This is a genomic window from Exiguobacterium mexicanum (assembly GCF_005960665.1).
GTDB classification, from domain to species: Bacteria; Bacillota; Bacilli; order Exiguobacteriales; family Exiguobacteriaceae; genus Exiguobacterium; species Exiguobacterium mexicanum_A.
This window is the reverse complement of sequence record NZ_CP040676.1, coordinates 2,530,244-2,556,456: the sequence shown is the minus strand read 5'-3', so window position 1 is coordinate 2,556,456 and position 26,213 is coordinate 2,530,244. Positions and strand designations below refer to the sequence as shown.

Below are 26,213 nucleotides of genomic sequence, written 5' to 3'. Positions count from 1 at the left end.
TTAAAGCTCTCGTTTCCGGCTAATCAACCGTGCCGTCCGAAGCAAAGAAGGTAGTAGCTTCCGACGCTTTCGAATGGCCAAATATCGAGCTTCCCACGTCGGTTTGAACTTATGTTTGAACTGACGAAGCCCGCTGAACGGGTAGATATAACTGATGTTTTCGAAAATATCGGCTGCAATCCGTTCCGGCCAGTACGCGAACGTGTGCTCACCGACCGATGCGAGTGGCGCCATGCCAAGACCGACGTAGGCGTAGTCGTTGGCTCGTGCCCACTCGATTACATGGAGAATCAGCACCTCAATCGAGCCGGGCAGAGCATCATTCTTAGAGCGCATTAAATCGATGGAGACGGTATCACTGCCGCGGAGCAACGTGATGAAGGCGACGACTTGTCCCGTGTCATCACGTAGGAGAGCAACCGGATAATGGGTCAAAGCCTGTTCGTTGAAAAAGCCGAGCGAGAATCCTTTCTCGCTTCGATTGCCGAGCCAGTCATCCGAGATGAAGCGCAGTGACTTGATCAAGTCGGGCGATGGATGCATGACGATGTCAGCCGTATAGTCTCGCTTCGTGAATTGGTTATAAAGCGAGCGCATGTTGGCGCGCTTTTTGCCGGTGAGCGAGAACGTGGCGACGTCGACCGTCGCCTCTTCACCGAGCTTGAAGAACGTGAACCCGGCGTCGTGCAGGCGCGGCATCCAATCCGGGGTGACTTGATAAAAGAGTGGGATATAGCCGAGGCGATCCGTCTCTTCGATAAAGGCGAGCAACAGGTGTGACGCGGCGTCGCGCGCGCCTTGCACATCTCCAAGGACGATGGCGTGATTGCCGGATACCGCGAACAACAGACACGCCTCGTCGTCTGAACCATAATAAATCGATTTATCCTTCATATAAGCTAAATCGAAAGCACTTGTTGTCGCATGCATAGCTTGAAACGACGCGAAGCGGGACGGTTCGAAGGATGTACCGAGTTGCGGGCGTTTCAATCGGTTGAACAGCGTGAAGATACTAATCAACACTAGTCCGGATAAGACAACGGCGGCGATGCTCAATCCGGCAGCTGCGTCCGGATAAAAGAAGATCGTGTCCGTCTGACTGAACGATTGCAGCAGAAACGCGTGTGTACCGACATAAAGGCCGACATAGGCGATGTTCCGAACGAAGCGGCTGACAGTCACGATGGAGCGATACCGTTTATGCTGGGTGCGAGTTAACCAGACGAACAAGGCGAACCCACCGACGACGAACGCTTCAAACAGGTTGAAGCCGCGCGCGATGACACCGATGCCGGCGACGACACAGGCGACCCCGACGAGCCAGAGCACACGTTTCGTCCGGATGTACATCCCGAACGTGGTCAGGAGTGTCAACAGACCGGCCGTGAACAGCGCGAGCGTACCGACCCACTGTACCCAGAGGGCGGTCGAATAGAGCGGTGACACACTCGGTAACAGCGTCTGGAACCAAAGGACGAGGCTCGTCATCAATGCGATCAGGCTTCCGGCGAGCCGTCCGGTCTTGACGAGTGTGCGCGACACGATGCGCCAGACGACGGTCCCGATCTCATAGGACGACCCGATGATCGGTTTATACTCGATCTGTTTGACGACCTGGTCTCCGAAGACGAGGGCCGCCAAAAACAGGCTGATCATGAATGGGACGATGAAATAGACGAAGCGATAGACGATCAAGGAAGACAAGACGATCTCTTGGTCGATGCCGAGCTGGGTCATCCCGACGAGGTATAATAAATCAAACGAACCGACACCACCCGGGACGAGCGAGACGACCCCGACGATGGTCGCGACGATGAAGACACCCATCATGGCCGGGAGCGACGCTTCGCCCCCGAGTAAATGCAGGGCATACAAGGCGACGAGTCCGGCCGTTACCCATTCGGCGAGTGACGTCGCGATATAGCCGACCAAGGTCGGCCAATCCAAGTTCGACCGCTTCCGCGTCACATAGATGTAGAGCGGCAGGACGGCGAGTGTCGCGAGGAGCACTGGCCAAATCCATTGTTTCGTTGCGGTGAGCGCACCGGCCGGGAAGAGCCCGAGCAGCACCCCTGCGGCAAGTAGCGACAAGCCGCTGATGAGTGTCGGGGTCATCCAGCCGATGGCCCGGAGCAATCGTTTCGTGTCCGTATACGGTCGATACAGCGACGTTCGGAGCGCGATGCCGATGACGCCGCCGAACCCGATCATGCCGTTCATCGCGTTCGTGATCCATGCCGCGCGAAGCAGCTTCGAGAGCGGGAGCTGGACGTCGAGCGAGCGCAGTAAAAAGTAATCGTAGCCGGTCATCGTCAAAACGGCGACGAGCCCGAGTCCGATCAAGGCAATCTGTTCGAAGCCCGTCAACGCCTCTAACGTTTGAAACGCCGCGGCGAGCGACAGGTTTTGGAGCTCTTGGCCGCTCTGATAAAGAATCAATCCAATCAATAGGAATGGAAGCAACCATTTCAGTTGTTTCCAGGAAAATCGCTTTTGCATCGTATGTACTCCTTCTGACTTGATTAGCTAAAGTGTACTCAATCGAGTCGCGTAATCATAGTACGAGTCAAAGGGGGAGACGGATTCAAAATCAATGAGATTCGTGAATCGCGGGAATGTAGACTGTAAGGGCAAGAAACAGGACGAGTGAACGAAAATCAATCTGATACATTGGAACAAAGGGGGTGGACTGAGATGCTGACGTTTGAAGAGAAGTGGGAGAAAGTGCTCGCCTGTGACGCGGCGTATGACGGACAGTTTTATACCGCGGTCAAGACGACCGGGATTTACTGTCGGCCCTCGTGCCGCTCGCGGAAGCCGAAGCGGGAGAATGTCGATTTTTATGAGACGAAAGCGGAAGCGGAGTCGGAGTCGTCCGGCTTTCGGCCGTGTAAGCGATGTCAGCCCGAGGTCGACCGTAGTCCGGCGAGCGCGCTCGTCCATGACGTGACGGCGTTCGTGCTCACGCATTACAAACGGCCGCTCAAGCTTGAGGAGATTGCCGAGCACGTCAACTTGAGCCCGTTCTATGTCGAGCGGACGTTCACCCAAGCGACGGGCGAGACGCCGCGCCGTCTGCTCGAAAAGGTTCGCATCGACAAGGCGACCCATCTGTTGCGGACGACGGACATGAGCAATCTCGCCATCTGTTATGAGGTCGGCTTTCAAACCCCGTCCAACTTTTATCGCGTTTTCCGACGTCTCAAGGGATGTTCACCGAGCATGTATCGAAAGGGGGGAGCCGATGAGTCGCTCATCGTTCGAGATTCACGTCACCGCTCCGTTTGATTTTCAACAATGTCTGCAATTTTTGCGACGCTCTGACGATGAAGTGATGCATGTCGCCCGTGAAACGTCCGTCTCAAAGCTGTTCGATGTGGACGGACGATTGCTGCTAGGGGATATCATGGAGACGGCTCACGGCCTCGTCATCACGTTCCCGGAAGACGACATCACGAGCTCGGAACAGAAACACGTGGAGCGCTACGTCCGCGACTGGTTCGACCTCGACCAAGACGTCGCGGCGTTCGTGTGGATGGCCGAGACGGATGAACTGTTGCGTCCGCTCGTCCGAGAGTACGAGGGGCTACGCCTGATCGGGTTCCCGGACTTGTTCGAGGCGCTCACGTGGGCCGTCATCGGTCAACAGATCACACTCTCGTTCGCCTATACGCTGAAACGACGGTTCGTCGAGCAGTATGGACCATCCCGGGAAGTGGACGGCGTGACGTACTGGGCGTTCCCAAATCCTGAGACGATTGCGCTGCTCGACCCGAGTGAACTGAGACAGCTCCAATTCAGCACCCGGAAAGCAGAATATATCATCGGCATCGCCCAGGAGATGACGGACGGACGATTGTCGAAACAGCAGTTACGCAGCGAGCCACCCGACGTGATGCATGAACGGTTGTTAAGCTTACGCGGTGTCGGGGAGTGGACGGCCGCGTATGTCCGGATGAAGTGTTTCCAAGATCCGACGGCGTTCCCGGTTGCGGACGCTGGTCTGCATCAGGCGTTGAAGCATCATCTTGGGCGAAGCGACAAGTTGACGGCAGACGAAGTGAGGCAGTACGGGGAACGCTTTGCCGGGTGGGAGGCGTACGCCACATTCTATCTATGGAGGTCGTTGTATGGAGACGTATAGACTGGACTATGTGAGTCCGATTGGAATTCTAGAGATTGTCGGGACAGAGACGGCCATCCGTTCCATCCTGTTCGTTGAACGCGATGATGTCCGCTTTGAAGCGGATGAAATGACGCCGGACGTGTTGAAAACGTGCCATCGAGAAATCGAGGAATACTTCATCGGACGCCGGCACTCGTTCACGTTCCCGTTTGAAGTCGAGGGGACGGTGTTTCAACAGGACGTGTGGCAGGCGCTGGCCATGATTCCATACGCCGAGACGACCTCGTATCGCGGACTGGCCGTGACACTCGGCCGTGACCGCGCCGTGCGGGCCGTCGGCAGTGCCAACGGGCGCAACCGGTTGAGCATCGTCATCCCGTGCCATCGCGTCATCGGATCGAACGGGACGTTGACGGGCTATGCGGGCGGACTGTGGCGAAAGGAATGGTTGCTTCGACACGAGCAAACCAACGCATATTCAGGCCTGGCAAAAAAACTTCTACCCCTCCATATCTGATACAATGGAGAAGTCCTATCGTGACGTCTGAATCGACGTAGTGGTCTAGGACGATTCTCGTCACTCAGGAGCGATTTTTGGAGGGTACTATGATTAGATTATTGGCAGATTCAACTTGTGATTTATCCGATGAGATTTTAGCAAAATACGAGATTGGCGTCGCGCCGCTCATCATTACGATTGACAACAAGTCGTATGAGGACCGTGTCGACATCCAGCCCGATGAGTTTTACGGAATGTTGGAAGCGCTACCGGAATTCCCGACGACGGGGATGCCGAGCCCAGCGACATTTATGAAGCTGATGGAAGAGGCCGTCGAGAGCGGACATGACGAGATTCTATGCATCTGTATGTCGAGCGGGACGAGTGGGTCGTATCAATCGGCCGTGCTCGGAAAAGAATATTTCGAAGAGGCACATCCTGATTCGACGGTGAAAATTCATATCGTCGACTCTCGTTCGATGAGCCACGGCAGCGGCTGGTTGTTAATGAAGAGCGCCCAGATGCGTGAAGCCGGGGCGACGTTCGAGGAGCTCGTTGACTTCAACGAGAAGTATAAGCTGAAAGTGAAGCACTTCTTGTCGGTCGACGACTTGGACCATTTGATTAAAAGCGGCCGCATCTCGAATGCGAGCGCCATCATCGGCAAGCTGTTGATGGTCAAACCGATCATGAGCATGAAGAATGGCAAAGGGGCCATTGTCGCCAAAGAGCGCGGAACGCGTAAAGTTCTCAAGCACTATACGGACGAGTTCATCAAACGTTGCGACAAGGACATCACCAATTTTGTCATCATCGGCTATACGTCCGATCAAAAGATTGCCGAGAACTTGAAGGCGAAGATTCAAGCCGAATCCGACTTTGACGGCGAGATTTACCTCATGCAGATGGGCGTCTCGGTCGGGACGCATGTCGGTCTTGGTGCCATCTCAATGTTTTTTGTGGAAAAATAAAACGAAAGCCGTCTCATTCATGAGACGGCTTTTTCTGTGGATAACGTTATCCACAGGCAGGGACAGACCAGACACGTTCCACGTACCAAGAGTTATCCACAATTTTGAGGTGATAGACGTCGGGATTACTCAGATTGCGCCACGTGTCAAAGTCGAAGCGGTTATCCACATATTGGAGTAGCAGCGCGAGGAGATTGCCGTGCGTCACGAGGACGGTCGTGCCGTTTACGTCGTCGAGTGAAGTGATGACGCTCAAAATCCGATCCGTCGCCTCTTGACCCGATTCGGCACCCGGGACACGGAACGAGGCATCGGTGAACGAATGACGAAGCAACTCGAACCAATCGTCGCGCGGTTCGAGCGAGAGGATACGCTCGCGCAACTTCGGCTCCGTCTCGATGGTCAACTGCTTAGACGTGGCGACCGGAGTGATCGAGGCGACGGCTCGCGTATAGTCGCTTGAGATGATGCGGTCGACAGGGATGTCTTGAAAGAAGTCAGCGAGGGCGAGTGCTTGTCGTTCACCGGCATAGGTGAGTGGGGCGTCCGGCTCTTGTCCGGTGGCCGAGCAATGGCGGATGAGATAGAACGTAGACATGATGGATCCTCCTTCGTTGTAGGGTTGGGTGCTTACCAGACGGTCAAACTCGTCCTCGTATCGTTGGCGTCAGTCAAATAGGCGACGTCCTCGAAGGAACGGGATAGGGCGTATGTATAGAGTGATTCAATCATTTGTTGATCTTTGCAGTACATATCGACGAATGTGGAGTCGACGATGAGCAGGGCGAGGACACAATGGCTATCACGAAACGCCTCATACGTCTCCATGTCTTTCACCGGTCCTTTTGAAAAGCCCTTTAAATTTACGAAGATGAGATAGTGCTCATCCTGATGAATCAAATGAGAAAACGTTTCGCCGTCCATCTCGGTCTCTTCAGGAAACAACGGGTGATCAAGATCGCCGTCCTTCACACGATACGATTCCTCACTACCGACGAACCAGCTGTAAGAGGTGATATCGATGGGACTTAACATGTCGGTCAGAAAGCGCCCATATGTATTCGGGATTTTAAAACTGATGCCGCGCTTCACGGATTCAACTCCTCCCTTCAAAAGTTTCATGGATGAAATCCGTACTTAACCCTTATCAAACATCACAAAAGCGTTATAATCAATATAACAATTATAAACGGGGCGAGTCGGCGAATGGGGATTTACCGAATCGTCTCATACACAAATCCAGGGGAGAAGGATGGGGTTTTCATGAGCAGTGTTCAAAAGAGAACAGACGTCATTTTGATTGGTGCCGGTATCATGAGTGCGACGCTCGGGTCGCTTTTTAAAGAGCTCGTACCAGAGTGGGAAGTCAAAGTGTTTGAGAAGCTCGAAAGTGCAGGGGAAGAGAGTTCGAACGAATGGAATAACGCCGGGACGGGACATGCCGCCCTCTGTGAGTTGAACTATACGACCGAGAAGCCAGATGGTACGCTCGATATTTCGAAAGCGATCAACGTGAACGAGCAGTTCCAAATCTCGCGTCAGTTTTGGGCGCATCTCGTCAATAAAGGCTTGATTCAAAACCCGGAAGCGTTCATCCGTTCGATTCCACATATGAGCATGGTCCAAGGCGAGAAAGACGTCGACTTCTTGAAGAAACGTTTGGAAGCGCTAACAAATAATCCGTTGTTTGAAGGAATGGTTTTATCGGATGACCCGGAACAACTCCGTGACTGGATGCCGATCGTCATGGAAGGACGTTCCGTCGATGAGCCGATCGCGGCGACGAAAATCGATTCAGGTACCGACGTCAACTTCGGTGCGCTCACACGGATGCTGTTTGATCATTTGACCGGCCAAGGTGTCGAGGTCAATTACAAGCATAGCGTCGAGGACGTCAAACGGTTGGCGAACGGGCTGTGGGAAGTGAAGGTAAAGGATATTCAGGCGAACACAATCGAAACGCACACGGCGCCATTCCTGTTTATCGGCGGCGGTGGCGGCAGCCTGCCGCTTCTTCAGAAGACAGGCATCCCGGAGTCGAAGCATATCGGTGGATTCCCGGTGAGTGGTCTGTTCCTCGTCTGTAAGAACCGTGACGTCATCGAACAGCACAACGCGAAAGTATACGGCAAAGCGAAAGTCGGCGCACCGCCGATGTCGGTGCCGCACCTCGACACGCGCTTCATCGAAGGGCGCAAAGAGTTGTTGTTCGGACCGTTCGCCGGCTTTACGCCGAAATTCTTGAAGACGGGCTCAAACCTCGACCTCATCCAATCGGTCAAACCGTACAACGTCGTGACGATGCTCGCGGCCGGGGCGAAAGAGATGCCGCTCACAAAATATTTGATTGAACAGGTGCTCTTGTCGCATGACAAACGGATGGACGAGCTCCGCGAATTCATCCCAACGGCGAAGAACGAGGACTGGGAAATCGTCGTCGCCGGACAACGAGTCCAAGTCATTAAAGACACGCCGGACGGCAAAGGGACGCTCCAGTTCGGGACGGAAGTCGTCAGCGCCGAAGACGGATCTGTCGCAGCGCTGCTTGGTGCGTCACCGGGTGCCTCAACGGCCGTGCACGTCATGTTAAAAGTGCTCGAGCAGTGTTTCCCGAATCGGATGCCGGAATGGGAATCGAAAATCAAAGAGATGGTGCCGTCTTATGGCGTCTCACTCTCCGATCACCCGGAACTGTTCAAGACGATTCACGAATCGACAGCAATGGCGCTCGGCTTGAAAGAGAAAGGCGTCGTCCACAATTAAGCGAGTACAGGCGAGGATATGTTCATATTCTCGCTTTTTCTTTTTGATTGTAAGACAATTAATCCATATATTGGTTAAAAATAAGTAGGAGTCTACATAAAAATAGGAGGTGCTGCATGAATAAAATCATTCTTTCTGAATGGGAGCGTAAAAAATACGGTGATTATGTCAACAAACTTCGAGAGTACCCGGACTGTTTCGAGTATTGTGTGGTCCCTAACTACGAAGACCATATGGAGATCGCACAGACGGAATGTATCCAGTTGGGCGACTGTTTCGCAGTCCTGATGAGGCATGCGGATCACTATATCCTTGTTGCCATCCTGTTCGATGTCGAATGGGAAACGAGACAAGTGTTAGAATGGCTTGACCGCTGGGAAATGCGTTGCATGAGACCGACAACAGAGACGCTTCTAATCTCACATGCGAATGATGTGGTTGAACAAATCAAATTCAAAGACCATCCACTTCTCTTGATTGAAAAAGGGTCGAAGACATTGCTTGTGGATTCCGAAGAACTTGTTGATGTGGCGGATGTGTATGATCAGTATAAGAAAATCAATAACACAGGGCTCGCGGAAGACATCATTATTGAGAAGGAATGAGGAGGGGGATTAGTGATGCAGAAGAACATGGAGGAGCTGGTTCAGCTGAAAGAGGAAGACTCCTATTTTAGACCGTTTGTTGTTGAGTCTCCGGATTCAAGAGGGAATGTATTTGTCGTCGGCATCAATCCAGCCACACCTATGAAAGTGAAAGACTTCGAAGATACTAGCGAATATATCGATCTGATTTATAATCGAAGTCGATTCATGGAACGGATGCAGACGCTTAGAATCCGAGACGGAAAATCACGACTCTCTAAGACGCGGGTCGGTTTGAACGCATTCGTGAAAGATTTGGAGGCCAAATCTAGCGGAGTGATTAACGTGGTTGAAACGAACATGAATGCATGGCCTACAAAATCTGCAAAATGCTTGTCTTTACCAAAAAATAAACAAGCGGCAGTATACGGTGCACAAATCTTCAAAAGGGTTTTCTTCCACTACAAACCTAACGTGTTGATTGTCCACAGTAAGCAAGCACTTGGCGAATTGCTGGCGTTTTTGGAAATAGAAAAACTGAACCCATCCGTAACCTTCGATTCGAACGTGCGATTAGTGGACTGGATTGCAGCCGGCCCAATTACTTTCACGTACGAAGATGGAACAATCGGGACGATTTTCTGCTCCAAGCATTTTATGTACCACGGACATGTCGGACATAGCTTCCAACCGCTGAAAGAACAGGTGCTGGCCGTCTTTGAACAATAAAAAAAGACCTCTTCGCACGGAAGGGGCCAATCAAGTAGTGGCGACAGGTTCTTCGCTCAAATAAGCAGCAATTTGTTGATCGATAATTTCTTCCGACAATTCAAGCGCGAGCGAAAGTTCTTTCACGAGGATCGTTTTAGCGTTCTCTAGAATCTTGCGGTCCTGTTCATATAACTTTTTGTTCAACAAGATAGCTTCGCTTTGGCGGCGAGCAAGCGTGTTGATGACTTGAGCGATGTCGTGCCGGTTACCCGAGTGCACGACGTTCAAGAATTCGCGATTGCGGTTGTTCGGATGGGGATTCCATTCGACACCCGGCGAGCGGAACGATTCGAGGATCTCTTTTGCTTCTTTCGCTTCAAGGAGCGTCAACATCATCACTTTATCACTATCGACGGGGATACTGATTTGCAACTTCTGTGCGTTATTGATGGGATGGAGCGTGTAGTACGACTTCGTCTCACCCGCGACCGTCATGTCGGAAATGTCGTCAATGCGGCAAACTCCGTGGGTCGAATAGATGATTAAATCACCAGTTTTGAACAAATCGATCACCTCTTCCTTTCATCAAGTATAGTAGTTCATGACACGAAATGTCAACTCGGTTGACATTTGAGGTGAGATATGACACAAAAAAATCCCTCCCAATCGTTAGGAGAGATTACAAATTCCAGTCGGCTTTCAACAACATTTTCAGTTGTCGGAATGCGTCGTCACCGAGTGATTCGGCTATTTTTTGTTCGAGTTCGGCTTTCAGTGCCTCGTTCTGTTCGTAGCAACGGACTCCGAGCTCGGTCAGCTCGATACATTTATCTTTTCGACTCGTCGGATGATCGGTCACCGTGACGAGGTCTTTGGCTTTCAAGTTCTTGATGAGCTTATGGATCGCTTGGCGGGAGATGTGGACGTTGCGTGTCACTTCGGCAATGGTCGGCTTCGTCTTATAGATGCGGGCGAGCACGTACCATTCGGAGTTGGAGATGTAGATGTCATGTTGCTCGTTCCAAGCCCGCTCGCTGATGCGTCGGATTTGGTCATGTCGCTCACTGAGGAGATCGAGGAGTCGTGTCGTCGGTTCTGTTGGAGTCAAATTGGTCACTCCTATTCGTTTTTGTCGTTCCTAACTATACAAAAGCCGATGTGTCGCGTCAATGCGCAAACGAGTTCACGATTCTCTGATAGGATTTGACGGTTTGGGGAACAGAAAAGCAGAGGAGGGAATTACATGCCGACACGTACCGATTTATTTCAACGTTATAAACAACATATTCTCGAGTTACCTGATTTAGAGGAAACGACTCTGAAGAGTGAACCGTTCCTGCTCGAGGAGGACCCGAACAAACAACTTACAATCTATTACGCTCCGTTCGAATACGTTAACCCGCAGGCCAAAGTCGTCATCGCCGGGATTACGCCGGGACTATATCAAATGCGGCAATCGTTCGAGGCAATCCGTGATTTGGCGGACGCGCCCGACGAGGAGGCGCTCCGAGCCGTCAAACAACGTGGCAGCTTTTCCGGACCGATCCGTAAAAACTTGGTGACGATGCTCGACGATTTGGAGTTGCATCACCACCTTGGGATCCCGACGACGCTCGACTTGTTCGGCGAGGCGAACCATCTTGTGCAGAATACGGCGGTGCTACCGTATCCCGTCTTTTATAAAGGGAAGAACTACAACGGGTCGAGTCCAGATATGTTAAAGACGGATTTATTTAGGTCTTATGTCGAAGGAGGGTTCGCCGACGAGATGGCCGTCCTCGAGGACGCACTTATCTTGCCGATGGGGATTAACGTCCGTCGTGCCGTCGAGACGCTCGTCGACAAGGGCATCATCGCGCCAGAGCGCGTCGTGAGCGGATTTCCCCATCCATCAGGGGGAAACGGCCATCGACATCGAATCTTTGCCGAGAATCGTGAATCGATGCGGCGCCATATCGCTGAGCATTTCAAACAGCACCCGTTAAAGTGAACCGCCACGTGCGGTTCTTTTTTTTGTGAAGCACCTCACCTGACAAGTTTGCTTTAGTTCGCTAAAATGGAAAACGGTTATCATCCACTTTTTCATCACGAAAGAAAGGAACCGTCTATGATCACGCTAACGAATGTCAGCAAACAGTTCGGCCGCGACGCAGCCGTCCGTGACGTCTCGCTTCAAATCGAGCGTGGCGAGGTATATGGCATCATCGGCGCGAGCGGAGCCGGCAAATCGACGTTGCTCCGGCTGATGAACCTGCTCGAGACACCGGATACAGGGCAAGTCACGATCGATGGCGATGAGTTGACGGGCCTGTCGAGTCGACAACTACGCGAGAAGCGGCACGTCATCGGCATGATTTTTCAACAGTTTAATCTCGTCGCGAACAAGACCGTCTATGACAATGTGGCCGCCTCGCTGAAACTGGCCGGCCGACCGCGGGCGACGCACGAGGCCCGGGTGCTCGAGTGCCTTCGTTTCGTCGGGCTCGAGTCGTTCAAAGACAAGTACCCGGCACAGTTGAGCGGCGGGCAGAAACAGCGTGTTGCCATCGCCCGGGCGCTCGCGAACGAACCGCACGTCTTATTGTGTGATGAGCCGACGTCGTCGCTCGACCCGAACACGACGGCCGAAGTGCTCGGCGTGTTGAAGTCGATCAATGAGCGGCTCGGCGTCACCATCGTCATCGTGACGCATGAGATGGACGTCATCAAACAAGTGTGTGACCGCGTGACCGTCATGACGGACGGTGCGGTGTATGAGACGATTGACGTCATTCCGAGCGGGGTCGCAGACATCGACGACAATCCGTCCTGGTTCGTCGATCAACTGAAGAAGGCAGGTGAACCACATGCCTGAGGTGCTCCTGCAATATCAGACCGAGATTTGGCAATCGATCGGCGAGACGTTCATCATGGTCGGCGTCTCGATTCTCGCGGCCGTCCTCCTCGGCCTGCCGCTCGGGACGTGGCTCTACTTGTCACGAAAAGGGCAACTGCTCGAAAATCGGGCCGTCTTCTCCGTGCTCAACTTGATCGTCAATATCGTCCGCTCGTTCCCGTTCCTGTTACTCGTCGTGTTTTTGATTCCATTTACGCGGCTCATCATCGGAACGGCCATCGGGACGGCGGCGGCAACCGTGCCGCTCGCCATCATCGCCATCGCCCATTACTCACGACTCGTCGAGCAGTCACTCCTTGACGTCCCACGCGGCGTCGTCGAGGCGGCCGTGTCGATGGGGGCGTCCATCAAAGACGTCATCTTCAAGTTCTTGTACGTCGAGGCCCGTTCCGGTCTCGTCCTCGGGCTGACGACGTCCATCATTAGCTTCATCTCGTACTCGACCATCATGGGGGTGGTCGGGGGTGGTGGCATCGGTGACTTTGCCATCCGCTATGGTTATCAACAGTTCAAGACGGAGCTGATGATGTACATGATTTTGATCATGCTCGTCTTCGTCCAGATGATTCAGTTCACCGGTACGACGGTGGCTCGGCTCATCGACAAACGCTAATTACCTAAAGAAAGAAGGAGAACTTATGAAAAAATTAATGGCGCTTTTCGCCTCACTCACACTCGTCCTCGCGGCGTGTGGGAACGATTCCGAAACGAACACGACGGAAGCCCCGTCAAACGAGCCGCAGACGCTCAAAGTCGCATCGCTCATCCCACCGATGACGGATATGCTTGAAATCGCGAAAGAGCAACTCGCAGAAGACAACATCGAGCTCGAAATCGTCGTCCTCGGTGACAACGTCCAACCGAACACAGCGCTCGCAGCAAAAGAAGTCGACGCGAACTTCTTCCAACACGTCCCGTACATGGAAGAGTTCAACCGCAGCAATGACGCCAACCTCGTCCCAATCGAACCGATTTACTTCGCCAACTACGGTGTCTACTCGAAAGAGTATGACAACATGGACGACATCCCGGAAGGCGCGACAATCGCCATCGCGAACGACGTGTCGAACATCGACCGCTCGCTCTCATTGCTCGCGCAACACGATGTAATCGAGCTTGGTGAGAAGAACGGGTCGTATTACACGCAAGCCGATATCACAGAAAACCCGAAGAACCTCAAGTTCGAGGAAGTCGATTTGCTCATGCTCGCGCGTGCGTACGATGACGTCGATGCGGTCCTCATGACGCCGGCCTATGCGGCGCCACTCGGCTTGACGCCGAAGAGTGATGCCCTCTTGACGGAAGGTGTCGAGAACGACTTCGCCATCACACTCGTGGCCCGTGAAGACAACAAAGATGAAGAAGCCATCCAGAAACTCGGCGAAGCACTCACAAGTGACGAAGTCCGTGCGTTCTTGGAAGAAAATTACGAAGAAACGGCGATTCCGGCGTTTTAACGAGAAAAGATTGAGCCCAGACGGCTCAATCTTTTTTAGTATTCCTCGTATTCTCTCGGGTCTTGATTATCGATGCGGCCGTCTTGCTTCGTCAGGGCGTTGAGCGTCTCCATCTCGTCCTCGGTCAATTCGAAGTTGAAGACGTCGAGGTTCTCTTTTTGGTGCAACTCGCTCGACGAACGCGGGAGCGGGATGACACCGAGTTGGACGTGCCAACGCAGAATGACTTGGGACACGGTCTTGCCTTTTTGTCTTGCTAGTTCCGCGATCGTCTCGTCATGCGTGACGGTCCGGGCTCGGCTCAACGGACTCCATGCCTCAGTGATGATGCCGCGCTCTTTGTCAGCCTGACGCTGCTCCACTTGGGAGAAGTATGGGTGGAGCTCGATTTGGTTGATGACCGGTGTCTCACCCGTCTCCTCAATCAAACGGTCGAGATGCTCGGGCATAAAGTTCGAGACGCCGATGGAGCGGATCCACCCGTTCTCTTTCGCTTGGATAAGGGCACGCCACGCCTCGACGTATTTGTCTTGTTTCGGGTTCGGCCAATGCAACAAGAACAAGTCCCAATAGTCGAGATTCGCCCGGTAGAGCGACTCACGAATCATCTCGAGCGCATCATCGTAGTCGAAGTATTGGGCGCGAAGCTTCGACGTCAAGAACAGTTGCTCGCGCGGGATGCCGGATTGGCGAATGGCCTCGCCGACCGTTCCTTCATTGTCATAGCGAATTGCCGAATCGATGAGACGATAGCCGTTGCGGATAGCGCTCGTGATCGCGTCGACGCCCGGTTCACCTCGTAAATAAACGGTGCCGAGCCCGATTGCCGGAATCTCGTAGCCGTCATGTAGTTTGATGGTTGGGATGTTCATGAAATGCCTCCTCATTCAAAATCCGTTCTCTTGTCCGATATTCCACTTTCCCGGGGAATCAAACGTTTGAATCGGTCGGAGTTAATTAAAATGGAGTTGCCTATTTTCCTGTTTTTGGGGTAATTGGCATGAGGTGATGGGGATGAAGTGGTGGTGGATGTTCGGGATATTGGCCATTGGAGGAATGATGTTCGTCAATGAGGCTTGGTATGGAAACTCGGCGGCATTTGGAACGGCGACCAGTATGATTATCGTGGCGTGGATTGGCCTAAAGAGTTTAGAAAACCGATATCGGATAAGAATGGGAGTCATCTTTTCATTATTGATTGCTGAAGCGATTTACTTTGGGTTGCCGAGTTATTCAGTCGCCGAGGCGGAACATACTTTGAAACATTCACACTGATACCGAACAAAGCCCGAAAACACGCGATCTTACGCGCTTTTGATTTAGAGTTGGTGTTTGTTTGGTGTTTAAAGATAATAAACGAAAATTAATGATGAAATACAAAACGGCCCTTTTTACACTTTCTGTTAGTGTTTGGATGAGCACCATTTTTTTATTATAGCTTGGAGGGTTTCGTTAAATAGTTGAGTTATTCACACATTCGCGACAAAATGTTAAACAAAACTACCTGTTTAGGTGATTAGGATGATAGCTGTTTGTTAAACAAACTATTTGAGCCTATGGCGGATATTCCAAAAAAAACCGGTAACTGGATCATGTTGTTCCATAATCTTCATTAGCTTTTGTTTAGTAATTGGAGCAAATTCTGAGTAACGCCAATGGATAATGTGAAAGAGTACACTTAAACTAACTACTTTTCTAAAGCCTGCTGAATAAAGAATGTACAATATAATGAATTTTTGTGATTGTATGTCGATGTTCGAAAATATATAAGAGTTATTCCGTAAAACAGTTGGTTTTGTTTTGCTGTTCTTTTATAATTTTTCACTTTTACAATAGAACTTGATTCGAATCAATTTTTATTTCATAGAAACATCCTAGACTAGAGTCATCAACAAGGAATACAAATGAAAATGAAATTGGAGGGAATCAACATGCAAAGATATATATTAAGTAAAAAGAATTCCATTACACTGATCAGTGCAATTTTGATTGCACTTGCATTCTTCGGACGATTTTCCTTAGACAACATGGCCATTTTCAATTGGTCGCTCATCATTGCATCCATTCTTGGTGTGGCGCCGATTGCAATCCAAGCCTATCAGGCATTAAAAGTAAAAGTTGTCAGTATTGATGTTTTAGTTACCATTGCAGTTATTGGAGCAGTATTGATTCAAAATTATGAGGAATCAGCCATCGTTACTTTCTTATTCTTATTTGGTTCTTACTTGGAGCAGCGTACCTTGAACAAAACACGTTCTGCCATTAAAGAATTAACAGAGCTGGCACCAGAAAGTGCTTTAAAGCAAATGGAAAACGGAGAATTTGAAGAAGTAGATGTCGATGATGTAGACGAAGGTGATATTTTATTAGTTAAAACGGGTGCAAAAGTTCCGGTAGATGGAACAGTGTTAACTGGTGAAGGTCATATTAATGAAGCAAGTATTACTGGAGAATCTCTACCTGTAAGTAAAAAGGTTGATTCGGAAGTATTTGCAGGATCTATCTTAGAAAATGGAACGATCCAAATTCGAGCTGATCGCGTTGGAGAAGATACAACATTTGGTAGAATTATCGAATTAGTGGAAGAGGCACAGGATTCCAAATCAGAAGCAGAACGTTTCATTGACCGATTCTCAAAATACTATACACCAGCTGTGTTAGTCCTTGGTTTTATTGTTTGGTTTTTCTCAAAAGATATTGAACTAGCTATCACGATTCTTGTTTTAGGATGTCCAGGTGCATTAGTTATCGGGGTTCCTGTATCCAACGTTGCCGGTATCGGAAACGGTGCACGTAATGGTGTCCTCTTAAAAGGTAGTGAAGTTATCAATGACTTTAGCAGAGTAGATACTATCGTTTTTGATAAAACAGGAACATTGACAGTAGGAAACCCTGAAGTTGCCGAAAAAGAATTTTACGGAAAAAATACTGAAGAGGTTCTAGGATATTTAGCAAGTGTGGAGCGTGAATCGGACCACCCACTAGGGAAAGCTGTCCTACAGGATATTGGCGAGATAACTTTCTCTACTGTTGAAGAAACCGAAGTCGTTAAAGGTGGCGGAATTGTAGCAAAAATAGGTGTTCATCGTATAGCCGTTGGTAACGTAGCTTTAATGGAAAAGAAAAATGTGAAATTAAGCGAAAAAGCTAAAAAAGACGTCGAACGCTTTGAGAAAAATGGGAATTCTCTTGTGTTAACTGCGGTCGACGGAGAATTAAACGTTCTGATGGGTATTCGGGATCAAATCCGCCCAGGTGTTAAAAAAGATCTTCAAAAACTGAAAAAACTAGGGGTCAAAAACCTTGTCGTTCTTTCTGGGGACAACCAAGGAACCGTAGATTTAGTTGCTCGAGAACTTGGGTTAACAGAAGCACATGGTCATATGCTACCGGAAGGAAAATCTGCTTATATCGAAAAAATGCAAGCAGAAGGCGGGATCATTGCCTTTGTCGGTGACGGAGTGAATGATAGTCCTTCACTAGCCTTAGCAGATATCGGAATTGCCATGGGAAGTGGAACAGATGTTGCAATTGAAACATCAGATGTTGTTTTAATGAATTCTGACTTTAGTCGTTTACCACACGCATTAGGCTTAACAAAATCAACTTCAAGAAACATGAAACAGAACATTACCATAGCAGTTGGTGTGGTATTAGTCTTACTTGCCAGCCTACTATTTGGTGAATGGATGAATATGTCAATCGGGATGTTGGTTCACGAAGCAAGTATCTTAGTAGTCATCTTGAATGGTATGAGATTGCTTCGATACCGTTTGAGAGAATAATTTTAATAGAAAGCAGTCTTGATGAATGATAAAGGGAAGTATTCAGGTAGGAAGAACAAAATACTCCCCTACTTTTTCTTAAAACTTGATTTGCATCAAATTCATTTCGTTGAACCTGAACTATACTTAAATTGTAAAGAAGAAGAGGGAAAACAAAAAAATAAAAGATAAGATGAAAGGAGAAATAATTCATGCAAAAAGCAGTTATTCAATTAGAAACATTATCTTGTCCATCTTGTATGCAAAAGATTGAAAATGCGGTGAAAGGATTAAACGGGGTTAATCATGATAGCTTAAAAGTATTATTTAATGCCAGTAAAGTAAAAGTAGATTTTGATTCAGAAACGATCACCATTAACGATATCGAAAAAGCCATTGAAGACTTAGGATATCCAGTCGTCAAATCAAAAGTAAAATCGGCCTAAGACCAAAAAACCACAAGAAAGAGGGAACGAATAATGTCTGAACAGACATTTAACGAAGTAATAACAAACCATTTTGAAAAGCTGGATTTATACACCACTGCAATTACACGGGCCCATGGTAAGAATCACCCAGAAGCCTTTGAAGTACGTGAATTGTTTGAAACAATTAGTGGAAAAGTAAAAGACGCAGGTACGAACAAACCTGACTTAGATGCTGAATTTGCTCAATTACGAAAAATCACAGACAACTACACCATTCCTGGAGATGTATGTGAAACGTATGGAGGCACATTCGAGATGTTATCAGAAGTAGATAAAGCATATCAGGCTTAAAGTAACTCAAAAACAAAAGAATAGATTGGTTTACGGTCGTTAAAAAATGAAGGGGGAAATGATTTATGCAAAAAGCAACGATTCAATTAGAAACCTTATCTTGCCCATCTTGTCTCCAAAAGATTGAAAATGCGGTGAAAGGAATAAACGGTGTGAATCAAGATAGCTTGAAAGTAATGTTCAATGCAAGTAAAGTAAAAGTAGATTTTGATTCAGAAGCAGTCGCTATTAACGATATCGAAAAGGCAATTGAAGACTTAGGATATCCTGTTGTCAAATCAAAGGTAAAACCTGCTTAATCGAGTGAATAGAAAGGAAGCCTAGGATGCCCTCTTAGGCTTTTTATAAAAGGAAGAGGTTATTTTGGAACAAAACCAATGTTGTCATCACCAACATGGACATGCAGAATGTATTCGTATTGTCCCCATTTTCAACCATTTGGAAGACTCACAAATGGATTTGATTGCGGAATCTGCCAAGACACTTCATCTTAAAAAAGGGGAAATGTTATTCCGTGCAGATGAGGAAGATGATACCTTATATATTATCAATTCAGGTAAGGCTCGGATTTACCGCTTATCGGATTCTGGAAAAGAACAACTTGTTCGCATTTTAAATCCTGGTGATTTTACAGGTGAAGTCGCCATTTTCCAACCTGGAAGTATTCATGAGAATTATGCGGAAGCACTACAAAATACATCTATTTGTTTAATTAAACGAGGTGATTTACAGAAGTATTTGGTGGAATATCCGCAGATCTCATTAAAAATACTGTCAGAAGTAACGATGCGTTTAAAGGATTCTGAAAAACAAACCACACAAGTAGCGATTGAAAATGTAGAAACCCGCATTATATCCTTTTTAGCTGAGAATATTGAAAAGGGAAGTGGCAATAGTCCAACGATTATCTTACCAATGTCCAAAAAGGATTTAGCCTCGTATCTTGGTACCACACCAGAAACAATCAGCCGTAAATTTACTACTCTAGAAGAACTTGGATTGATTAAACAGTTACCGAAAAAGAAAATTAAAATAATGGATTTAGATCAATTGTTACTTCATACTAAATAAATATAAGCAGAGTAGCGTGCCATCATTAACGTGTTAAGTTTAATAGTACAAAACATAAAATAACAAACATTTTAGCAATCCAATTAGCATATAAAATGGATTGCTAATTTTTGTTGATTTAACAATGTTTATCTACAAAAAGAAAGAGAAATGGCTACTTATTTGGCACTTATTTTACCAAGATGACATAAACTTGTGTCAACTGCATAATTCATTAGCAAAACACCCCTATTAACTAAGCTAATTACTCTGGACGGTTTGTCAAATTAAGCGCAACACTTCCTCCGCGAAGGCCTCGTGTGCGGTCTTCCAGCCGAGACATTTCCTCGGCCGCCCGTTGATCTTGGCGAGCGCGTCCACGATCTCTCCTTGGCCGACCGTCGCGAAGTCCGATCCTTTCGGGAAGAACTCGCGCAGGAGGCCGTTGGCGTTCTCGTGGCAGCTGAACTCCTTGCCCCGGTCCGTCGTCGCCGTCCTGAACGTGCCCTCTGGGAAGGCGGCGTGCACCGCATGAATCGCCCCCTCCATCGAGGCTGCGGTGCGGTCCGCGATCGGCTTTTGACGTTTCCCTTTCTGGCGGAGCACGGTCAGGGGCACGTCGATCCGTCCCGCATAGATCCAACGGTAGATGGTGGAGAAGGCAATTATTCCTGTGTAGAGACGGCCGACGATCTGTTCCGGGGACCAGGTCGCACGCAGCTTCCCGACGATCGTCCGGCGCATCGTGTCGTCGAGTTTCGTCTTGGCGCCACAGTTGGTCTTCGCCTTCTCGTAGCGTTTCTGGGCACGTTCAGCCACGTAGTCGGGGTTCCGTCTGATTTCCCGCGAGACGGTCGAGGGCTGTCGCCCGAGCCGTCTCGCGATGGACCGGATGGACATCCCAAGCTCCAGATACGTCTCTATTTTCACGCGTTCCGTTGTGGTAAGATGAATATAGCTCATAGCGATTCCTCCGTCTGAATGTTTGTGTCGTAACTTCATTCTACACGAGGACGTCGCTGTGGGCTTTTTGTGCGTTCACTTTTGGGTGTTGCACTTAATTTTATAATTCATCAAACCAAAATGAAGTTGCCTATTTTCCTGTTTTTGGGATAATTGAAGAGAGGTGATGGGGATGAAGTGGTGGTGGATCAGCGGATTAATTTTGACGATTGCATTACTTTATGTAAATGACACCTGGTATGGAAATGCAGCGACGTTTTGGGTGCCGATCAGTTGGATGATTTCAATATTGATCTTAGTGAAGATGACGTATCCCAAACGTAAATGGTGGTCTGCGTTCGTGGCTGTCTTTTTGGTCGGTGCGACAATTGTCTTATCGATTCCGACTTACTCGGTCGCTGCGGCACAACAAGAGCTGTCTACGGTGTATGGAAATGTTACGTATACAGAAAGTGTGCGCACGGAAGGGGACGAGTGGAACCCGTTCATTTCAAATGTCGCCTATGTCTTTAAAACAGAAGCGGGACAAAAGTTGTTGTTTATCCCGGACTCTGGAAAAACATTCGAAATCTAAAAAATGCGTCCTCAGGTTCGAGGACGCATTTTACATTAGTTGCGAATCATATAATCGAAAGCACCGAGTGCGGCAGTCGCACCAGATCCCATCGAGATGATGATTTGTTTGTAGGCGCTGTTCGTGCAGTCGCCTGCTGCGAACACGCCTGGGATGTTCGTCGCACCGTGACGGTCGACGACGATCTCACCGAAGTTGTTGCGTTCGACCGAGTCGAGCCAGTCCGTGTTCGGGACGAGTCCGATTTGGACGAAGACACCTTCGAGTTCAACGTGATGCGTCTCGTTCGTCTCACGTGACAAGTACGAGATGCCGTTCACTTTGTCCGTACCCGTGATTTCTGTCGTCTGTGCGTTCGTGACGACGGTCACGTTCGGGAGGCTGTGGAGACGGTCTTGAAGCACTTGGTCGGCTTTGAGTTCAGAAGCGAACTCGAGCACCGTCACGTGTTTAACAATCCCAGCGAGGTCGATCGCTGCTTCAATTCCAGAGTTGCCGCCACCGATGACTGCGACGCGCTTGCCTTCGAAGAGAGGGCCGTCACAGTGCGGGCAGTAGGCCACACCTTTGTTTTTGAACTCAGCTTCACCTGGGACGTTGACGTTACGCCAGCGTGCACCCGTCGACAGGATGACACTCTTACTCTTCAAGACGGCGCCGTTCTCAAGTTCGACTTCGACGAGGTCAGTTTTCTCAAGACGCTTCGCGCGTTGGAGATTCATGACGTCGATGCCGTATTCTTTCACGTGCTCTTCCAAGCTCGCGACGAGTTTCGGGCCTTCCGTGTAAGATGTGCCGATGAAGTTCTCAATCCCCATCGTGTCCATCACTTGTCCACCGAAGCGTTCCGCGACGATGCCGGTCCGGATACCTTTACGAGCCGCGTAAACCGCTGCGCTCGCACCAGCTGGACCGCCACCGATGACGAGGACGTCATACGGTTCTTTGTTGTCAAACGCCGAAGCGTCAGGACCAGTTCCGAGTTTCGTCAAAATCTCTTCAAGTGACATGCGTCCGTTGCCGAACGCCTCACCGTTCAAGAAGACGGTCGGGACAGCCATGATCTCTTTCGCTTCCACTTCTGCCTTGAACGCGCCACCGTCGATCATCGTGTGTGAGATGTTCGGGTTGAGGACGCTCATGACGTTGAGTGCCTGGACGACGTCCGGGCAGTTGTGGCAACTGAGGCTGATATATGATTCGAAGTGGTACGTGCCTTGAATGTTTTGAATCTGTTTGATCGCATCCGCGTCCACTTTCGGCGCCCGGCCGCTCACTTGGAGCAACGCGAGGACGAGTGACGTGAACTCGTGACCGAGCGGGATTCCTGCGAAGACAATCCCTGTCTCTTCAGACGGGCGGTTCACGCTAAAGCTTGGTGTGCGTTCGAGTGTGACGTTCTCGACCGAAATGCGTGACGACATGCTCGCGAGTTCGTTCACGAGGTCGAGCATCTCTTTTGAGACCGCGTCGTCTCCAGCGCTGACACGGAGGACGACGTCGCCCTCCATGAGCTGGAGATATTGGTCCAACTGTTGTTTAATATCTGCTTCTAACATGAAATCCGCTCCTTACAACTTGCCGACGAGGTCGAGGCTCGGGCGAAGTGTTGCAGATCCTTCTTCCCATTTAGCCGGGCAAACTTCGCCTGGGTTGTTGCGGACGTATTGTGCCGCTTTGACTTTGTTGACGAGTGTGCTCGCGTCACGGCCGATGCCGCCTGCGTTGATTTCAACTGTTTGGATGACGCCGTCTGGGTCGATGATGAACGTACCACGGTCAGCAAGGCCATCTTCTTCGTTCAAGACGTCGAAGTTACGTGAGATTGTGTGTGATGGGTCACCAATCATGATGTACTCGATTTTACCGATTTTCTCAGACGTTTCGTGCCATGCTTTGTGCGTGAAGTGTGTGTCAGTCGATACTGAGTAGACTTCGACGCCGAGGTTTTTAAGTGTCGCGTATTCGTTTTGAAGGTCTTCAAGTTCAGTCGGGCAGACGAATGTGAAGTCAGCTGGGTAGAAGCAAACGACGCTCCATTGACCTTTGAAGTCGTTGTCCGATACTTCGAGGAATTCACCTGTTTGGAATGCTTGTGCTTTGAAAGGTAAGATTTCTTTGCCGATTAATGACATGGGATATGTCCTCCTTAGTTTTTTACTCTAGTGGACTTTCGTCTCTACTAGAATAATTATAATGTAATACTAACTTCATATAACCCGCCAAAAATGTCAAGGCATTTGCATGTCTGGTAAAATGTTGATATATCAATGTTAAATGGATAAATCGCTTGACGAAAGGGAAGAAAACGATTACAAAATAAATGTGCTTTTGTTTTCAATCCTGTATCCTGATAAAGTGATTAGGAATAGCGAGAGTTTTGAATCGAGTGAAGGAAAGTCGTTTATTCTCGTCATGAAGTACATCATTATCAATTACATATAAAAGGGTGAGACAGTTGAACTATCGAATTCATTCACACCGCTTCGGGGAGACAATACTTAAAAATGATGAGGAGTTCACAGAGATTTGGAGAGAAATTCATGACATCATATCTTCCATAAGTGATGATGACATCATTCAAAAATTCGAAGAGAAGTATGCGGACAAGAATAAAAGTCTGTCCTCAACCTTGAATGATTTATTCAAATCAGAGTTTTCAAAGAGAGGATGGGCCAGCGAAAGTCCGATCTTCCAAGACCGTGACTATTCAGAGAATGTATGGCGTCTCGATTTTGCCAAAGAGAATATCTCGCTGGAAGTAGGTTTCAACCATTCGGGAACGATTGCATGGAATCTATTGAAACCGGTCATTGCGAGCGAGTTGAACCATGTCGAGAAGGCAATTCAAACACGGATTGGTGTGATTATTTGTGCGACCCAAAGACTTCAGCGGGCCGGAAATTTCGACAACGCCATCGGTACATATGAGAAATATGTCCACCATTTGAAACCGTTGAACACTCAGTTGACCGTACCAATCGTCATCATCGGGCTTGAAGCACCCGATACGTTCAGGATTGTCGAGCATTTTAATGAAAAGGGCAAAAAAAGAGGCCGTGTAGAAGGATTCTACACGAACCAGATTGTCGATGATGCAACAGAAACTTATGATGAGCCGTTGTTTGATGAGGACTTAGATTAACATGTAATTTCTATTATCCACTTCGTATATGTCGATTGGTTTTGGCCATGTCTACGAAATGGGTGATGGTATAAATCACATGATCAAAGTCTTCATTGACCTGATGCTCCCAGAACCGGAGGATGACCCATCCTTCTTCGACGTAGTGTCTTGTAACGTCAGCATCCCGTTCGATGTTGCGACCGATTTTCTGACGCCAGAACTCGGCGTTCGTCTTCGGAAGTTTGAAGTGAAGGGGGCAGCCGTGCCAGTAGCAGGAGTCCAAAAAGACGACAACACGGAGTCCGGGAAACGAGATGTCCGGTGTCCCATACAACTTCCGATTGTTCTTCCGATATCGATATCCGGCAGCCCATAGTGCTTTCCGGACCTTCACTTCCATCTTCGTGTCCTTGCCGCGATTGCCGCTCATCGTCTTGAAGACGGCTGGACTCGATGCTTTTGGTACATTTCTGGCCATACCTTCACCTCCCTCTAATAGGAAGATTCCACGTGAGGGAGATAAGTACTCATTTTACGCGTCTAGAATCTGCTGGATGTAGTTTCTGTCCAACCAAAACGATTGTTTTGTGATCCACTGACCGTCTGGGAGTTTCACTTTGTCCTGACCGTCGGCTCCTTTTGAGCGCACATGGGCGACCTGATTGAACTTCGGGCCGGGAAGATTGTTTTTAACTCGTTTACCCGAAGGTGTCAGTTTTACTCCAGTATGGACAATGTGTTTAGCCTCGAGCCACATCGACTTCAATTCGCCATCGACCGTTTCAAGCGGCATGTTCCATAGACGTATCCCTTCGAAACGAGGGATACGTTTTTGTTTGGGCACGTACTCCTCGTCATATCGGAATACGAGGAAGAGGTATTTCTGTTCGGCGAACGTGTCATACAAGTCGGATTCTTCCCACTCGTCTCGAGATAAGTCGTCGAAATCGACTTTTCCGAACGACATGTGTTCCCGAATCTTGCCGTCAGGCTCTCGCGCAATCGTCTTGAACTTGATGTTCGCTTTCGCGAACTCTTCGATGCTCGACAAATCAGTCTTCCTGACTCCTAAAAGTTTTGCCATGACTCGTGGAATCATCGCCTTATTGCCCGGGTTATATGGGATACCTGTTTCTTCGCACAACTTGAGTAACGTCTTTCCGTAATGAGGAGAGAGTCGTGCCTCGAGGAGCTGCTCAATCGACATATCTTTCAACTCACCGTGATTGGCGATTGACTCCATCAATTCAGGGGTCAAATACTTACGGACAAGCCCCGACATATAAGAAGCTTTGAGCGAAAAGGCACGTGGTTTTGCTGGTTGCTCTGAGAACGGTTGACTGCGGACGACCGAACCATTTGCTCCTTTCGTGCAGGCTGACAAGTACATCGTATCGGCCTCGGAGATCAAATGGGCCTCGCCACGTTTGATTTTTGCGACGATTGTCTCCCAGTCTTGCCGCATCACGTCCAAATCCTCTTCTGAGAACTCATTCAAGAACGCTTTATAGATACGGTAGTCGTCGATAGGGATGTTTGGCTCATATTGATAAAGCATGATAAGCATGCTCGTGGCTTTGGATAAGAAGCTTGACGTCTCGAACGAATACTCGTGCTCGTTATGATAATCAATCATGTTCAAAACGAGCCGCTCCTTCGATGAATATGTACCATTCTTGTTTTTCTTGAAAGGGGTGACCTTCAACTCGATGCCGAGTTCCTCGAAATCAGGTCGAGCGTCCGAATTGATAGGGTAACCGAAATGGCTCTCCTCGATAACATGTCCGAGGGCACCTTTCGATCGAACATTCTTGATGCGCCCGGTCGTGTCGATCTCTCCGAACGTCTTTCCTTCGGCCTCTCTTGCCTTGTCCATCAATTCTTGAATCGTTTCATACCGCAAAATAATTCCTCCTACAGTTTACATATATAACCATTATAGCTTGTTG

At 49.0% G+C, this 26,213-nt stretch carries 30 protein-coding genes; 19 read left to right on the top strand and 11 right to left on the bottom strand.

What is annotated here, in order from left to right; genetic code table 11:
* A complete protein-coding gene (gene mprF / locus FED52_RS13490) occupies nucleotides 1–2,499 on the bottom strand; it encodes a bifunctional lysylphosphatidylglycerol flippase/synthetase MprF (protein WP_138860214.1) in 2,499 nt (832 codons plus the stop codon).
* 195 nt (nucleotides 2,500–2,694) lie between these two features.
* On the opposite strand from mprF, the gene FED52_RS13485 reads away from it, so the two are divergent.
* From FED52_RS13485 to FED52_RS13470, 4 genes are all read left to right on the top strand, one after another.
* Nucleotides 2,695–3,288 (top strand): bifunctional transcriptional activator/DNA repair enzyme AdaA, encoded by a 594-nt coding sequence (locus FED52_RS13485; RefSeq protein ID WP_138860213.1) that lies wholly within the window; start codon nucleotides 2,695–2,697, stop codon nucleotides 3,286–3,288.
* Nucleotides 3,245–4,144, top strand: a complete 900-nt coding sequence (locus tag FED52_RS13480; protein ID WP_138860212.1) for a DNA-3-methyladenine glycosylase family protein — start codon at nucleotides 3,245–3,247, stop codon at nucleotides 4,142–4,144. Before FED52_RS13485 ends, FED52_RS13480 begins: the two co-directional genes overlap by 44 nt.
* Nucleotides 4,131–4,643 carry a methylated-DNA--[protein]-cysteine S-methyltransferase gene (locus FED52_RS13475; RefSeq protein WP_138860211.1) on the top strand — a complete coding sequence of 171 codons (513 nt, stop codon included), beginning with the start codon at nucleotides 4,131–4,133 and terminating at the stop codon, nucleotides 4,641–4,643. The genes FED52_RS13480 and FED52_RS13475 overlap by 14 nt, the downstream gene beginning before the upstream one ends.
* An 89-nt stretch (nucleotides 4,644–4,732) precedes the next feature.
* Nucleotides 4,733–5,596, top strand: a complete 864-nt coding sequence (locus tag FED52_RS13470; RefSeq protein WP_138860210.1) for a DegV family protein — start codon at nucleotides 4,733–4,735, stop codon at nucleotides 5,594–5,596.
* Between the two features lie 46 nt (nucleotides 5,597–5,642).
* Here FED52_RS13470 and FED52_RS13465 read toward each other — a convergent pair whose 3' ends face one another.
* Together FED52_RS13465 and FED52_RS13460 are read right to left on the bottom strand one after the other, a co-directional pair.
* Entirely contained in the window at nucleotides 5,643–6,194 is a 552-nt protein-coding gene (locus tag FED52_RS13465) for a histidine phosphatase family protein (RefSeq protein ID WP_138860209.1), read from the bottom strand.
* 32 nt (nucleotides 6,195–6,226) lie between these two features.
* The gene (locus FED52_RS13460; RefSeq protein ID WP_138860208.1) at nucleotides 6,227–6,688 is read right to left on the bottom strand and encodes a DUF2691 family protein; all 462 of its coding nucleotides are present in this window, start codon (nucleotides 6,686–6,688) and stop codon (nucleotides 6,227–6,229) included.
* 171 nt (nucleotides 6,689–6,859) lie between these two features.
* Here FED52_RS13460 and mqo point away from each other — a divergent pair, with 171 nt between their 5' ends.
* The 3 genes from mqo to FED52_RS13445 all read left to right on the top strand — a co-directional run bounded on the left by mqo (nucleotide 6,860) and on the right by FED52_RS13445 (nucleotide 9,672).
* The gene (gene mqo / locus FED52_RS13455; protein WP_138860207.1) at nucleotides 6,860–8,359 is read left to right on the top strand and encodes a malate dehydrogenase (quinone); all 1,500 of its coding nucleotides are present in this window, start codon (nucleotides 6,860–6,862) and stop codon (nucleotides 8,357–8,359) included.
* Between the two features lie 116 nt (nucleotides 8,360–8,475).
* Nucleotides 8,476–8,964, top strand: coding sequence for a hypothetical protein (locus FED52_RS13450; protein WP_138860206.1), 489 nt, complete (start codon nucleotides 8,476–8,478; stop codon nucleotides 8,962–8,964).
* Nucleotides 8,965–8,979: 15 nt separating this feature from the next.
* Complete coding sequence (locus FED52_RS13445; protein WP_138860205.1) at nucleotides 8,980–9,672, top strand: hypothetical protein; 693 nt, start codon at nucleotides 8,980–8,982, stop codon at nucleotides 9,670–9,672.
* 30 nt (nucleotides 9,673–9,702) lie between these two features.
* On the opposite strand, the gene FED52_RS13440 is transcribed toward FED52_RS13445, so the two are convergent.
* Nucleotides 9,703–10,227: a CarD family transcriptional regulator gene (locus FED52_RS13440; protein ID WP_131472030.1), complete on the bottom strand. Its 525-nt coding sequence runs from the start codon at nucleotides 10,225–10,227 to the stop codon at nucleotides 9,703–9,705.
* Nucleotides 10,228–10,333: 106 nt separating this feature from the next.
* On the bottom strand, nucleotides 10,334–10,762 hold the full coding sequence (locus FED52_RS13435) for a MarR family winged helix-turn-helix transcriptional regulator (protein ID WP_131472028.1): 429 nt from the start codon (nucleotides 10,760–10,762) through the stop codon (nucleotides 10,334–10,336).
* A gap of 135 nt (nucleotides 10,763–10,897) precedes the next feature.
* On the opposite strand from FED52_RS13435, the gene FED52_RS13430 reads away from it, so the two are divergent.
* From FED52_RS13430 to FED52_RS13415, 4 genes are all read left to right on the top strand, one after another.
* Complete coding sequence (locus FED52_RS13430; protein ID WP_138860204.1) at nucleotides 10,898–11,644, top strand: hypothetical protein; 747 nt, start codon at nucleotides 10,898–10,900, stop codon at nucleotides 11,642–11,644.
* Nucleotides 11,645–11,761: 117 nt separating this feature from the next.
* Nucleotides 11,762–12,508 (top strand): methionine ABC transporter ATP-binding protein, encoded by a 747-nt coding sequence (locus tag FED52_RS13425; RefSeq protein ID WP_138860203.1) that lies wholly within the window; start codon nucleotides 11,762–11,764, stop codon nucleotides 12,506–12,508.
* Entirely contained in the window at nucleotides 12,501–13,163 is a 663-nt protein-coding gene (locus FED52_RS13420) for a methionine ABC transporter permease (protein WP_029596402.1), read from the top strand. Before FED52_RS13425 ends, FED52_RS13420 begins: the two co-directional genes overlap by 8 nt.
* A 25-nt stretch (nucleotides 13,164–13,188) precedes the next feature.
* Nucleotides 13,189–14,007 carry a MetQ/NlpA family ABC transporter substrate-binding protein gene (locus FED52_RS13415; protein WP_138860202.1) on the top strand — a complete coding sequence of 273 codons (819 nt, stop codon included), beginning with the start codon at nucleotides 13,189–13,191 and terminating at the stop codon, nucleotides 14,005–14,007.
* Between the two features lie 35 nt (nucleotides 14,008–14,042).
* Here the strand turns inward: FED52_RS13415 and FED52_RS13410 are convergent, their stop codons facing one another.
* Complete coding sequence (locus FED52_RS13410) at nucleotides 14,043–14,879, bottom strand: aldo/keto reductase (protein ID WP_138860201.1); 837 nt, start codon at nucleotides 14,877–14,879, stop codon at nucleotides 14,043–14,045.
* Nucleotides 14,880–15,021: 142 nt separating this feature from the next.
* On the opposite strand from FED52_RS13410, the gene FED52_RS13405 reads away from it, so the two are divergent.
* The 6 genes from FED52_RS13405 (at nucleotide 15,022) to FED52_RS13380 (ending at nucleotide 19,621) form a co-directional block, all read left to right on the top strand.
* Nucleotides 15,022–15,282 (top strand): hypothetical protein, encoded by a 261-nt coding sequence (locus FED52_RS13405; protein WP_138860200.1) that lies wholly within the window; start codon nucleotides 15,022–15,024, stop codon nucleotides 15,280–15,282.
* Between the two features lie 656 nt (nucleotides 15,283–15,938).
* Nucleotides 15,939–17,792, top strand: a complete 1,854-nt coding sequence (locus FED52_RS13400; protein WP_138860199.1) for a heavy metal translocating P-type ATPase — start codon at nucleotides 15,939–15,941, stop codon at nucleotides 17,790–17,792.
* A 191-nt stretch (nucleotides 17,793–17,983) separates the two neighbouring features.
* Nucleotides 17,984–18,217: a heavy-metal-associated domain-containing protein gene (locus FED52_RS13395; RefSeq protein ID WP_029333960.1), complete on the top strand. Its 234-nt coding sequence runs from the start codon at nucleotides 17,984–17,986 to the stop codon at nucleotides 18,215–18,217.
* Between the two features lie 33 nt (nucleotides 18,218–18,250).
* On the top strand, nucleotides 18,251–18,550 hold the full coding sequence (locus tag FED52_RS13390; protein ID WP_128123856.1) for an iron-sulfur cluster repair di-iron protein, ric: 300 nt from the start codon (nucleotides 18,251–18,253) through the stop codon (nucleotides 18,548–18,550).
* 65 nt (nucleotides 18,551–18,615) lie between these two features.
* Nucleotides 18,616–18,849, top strand: coding sequence for a heavy-metal-associated domain-containing protein (locus FED52_RS13385; RefSeq protein WP_026907428.1), 234 nt, complete (start codon nucleotides 18,616–18,618; stop codon nucleotides 18,847–18,849).
* 64 nt (nucleotides 18,850–18,913) lie between these two features.
* Nucleotides 18,914–19,621 carry a Crp/Fnr family transcriptional regulator gene (locus FED52_RS13380; RefSeq protein WP_029333958.1) on the top strand — a complete coding sequence of 236 codons (708 nt, stop codon included), beginning with the start codon at nucleotides 18,914–18,916 and terminating at the stop codon, nucleotides 19,619–19,621.
* A 261-nt stretch (nucleotides 19,622–19,882) separates the two neighbouring features.
* Here FED52_RS13380 and FED52_RS13375 read toward each other — a convergent pair whose 3' ends face one another.
* On the bottom strand, nucleotides 19,883–20,563 hold the full coding sequence (locus tag FED52_RS13375) for a helix-turn-helix domain-containing protein (protein WP_131472012.1): 681 nt from the start codon (nucleotides 20,561–20,563) through the stop codon (nucleotides 19,883–19,885).
* 172 nt (nucleotides 20,564–20,735) lie between these two features.
* Here FED52_RS13375 and FED52_RS13370 point away from each other — a divergent pair, with 172 nt between their 5' ends.
* Nucleotides 20,736–21,137 carry a hypothetical protein gene (locus FED52_RS13370; RefSeq protein ID WP_138860198.1) on the top strand — a complete coding sequence of 134 codons (402 nt, stop codon included), beginning with the start codon at nucleotides 20,736–20,738 and terminating at the stop codon, nucleotides 21,135–21,137.
* A gap of 35 nt (nucleotides 21,138–21,172) precedes the next feature.
* On the opposite strand, the gene ahpF is transcribed toward FED52_RS13370, so the two are convergent.
* The gene (gene ahpF, locus FED52_RS13365; protein WP_138860197.1) at nucleotides 21,173–22,696 is read right to left on the bottom strand and encodes an alkyl hydroperoxide reductase subunit F; all 1,524 of its coding nucleotides are present in this window, start codon (nucleotides 22,694–22,696) and stop codon (nucleotides 21,173–21,175) included.
* Nucleotides 22,697–22,708: 12 nt separating this feature from the next.
* Nucleotides 22,709–23,272, bottom strand: coding sequence for an alkyl hydroperoxide reductase subunit C (gene ahpC / locus FED52_RS13360; RefSeq protein ID WP_021067918.1), 564 nt, complete (start codon nucleotides 23,270–23,272; stop codon nucleotides 22,709–22,711).
* Nucleotides 23,273–23,595: 323 nt separating this feature from the next.
* Between ahpC and FED52_RS13355 the strand changes: the two genes are divergently transcribed.
* On the top strand, nucleotides 23,596–24,282 hold the full coding sequence (locus FED52_RS13355; protein WP_138860196.1) for a BglII/BstYI family type II restriction endonuclease: 687 nt from the start codon (nucleotides 23,596–23,598) through the stop codon (nucleotides 24,280–24,282).
* A gap of 13 nt (nucleotides 24,283–24,295) precedes the next feature.
* Here FED52_RS13355 and FED52_RS13350 read toward each other — a convergent pair whose 3' ends face one another.
* Nucleotides 24,296–24,742, bottom strand: a complete 447-nt coding sequence (locus FED52_RS13350) for a very short patch repair endonuclease (RefSeq protein ID WP_058765246.1) — start codon at nucleotides 24,740–24,742, stop codon at nucleotides 24,296–24,298.
* Between the two features lie 54 nt (nucleotides 24,743–24,796).
* Nucleotides 24,797–26,167, bottom strand: coding sequence for a Sau3AI family type II restriction endonuclease (locus tag FED52_RS13345; protein ID WP_138860195.1), 1,371 nt, complete (start codon nucleotides 26,165–26,167; stop codon nucleotides 24,797–24,799).
* Between the last annotated feature and the right edge of the window lie 46 nt (nucleotides 26,168–26,213).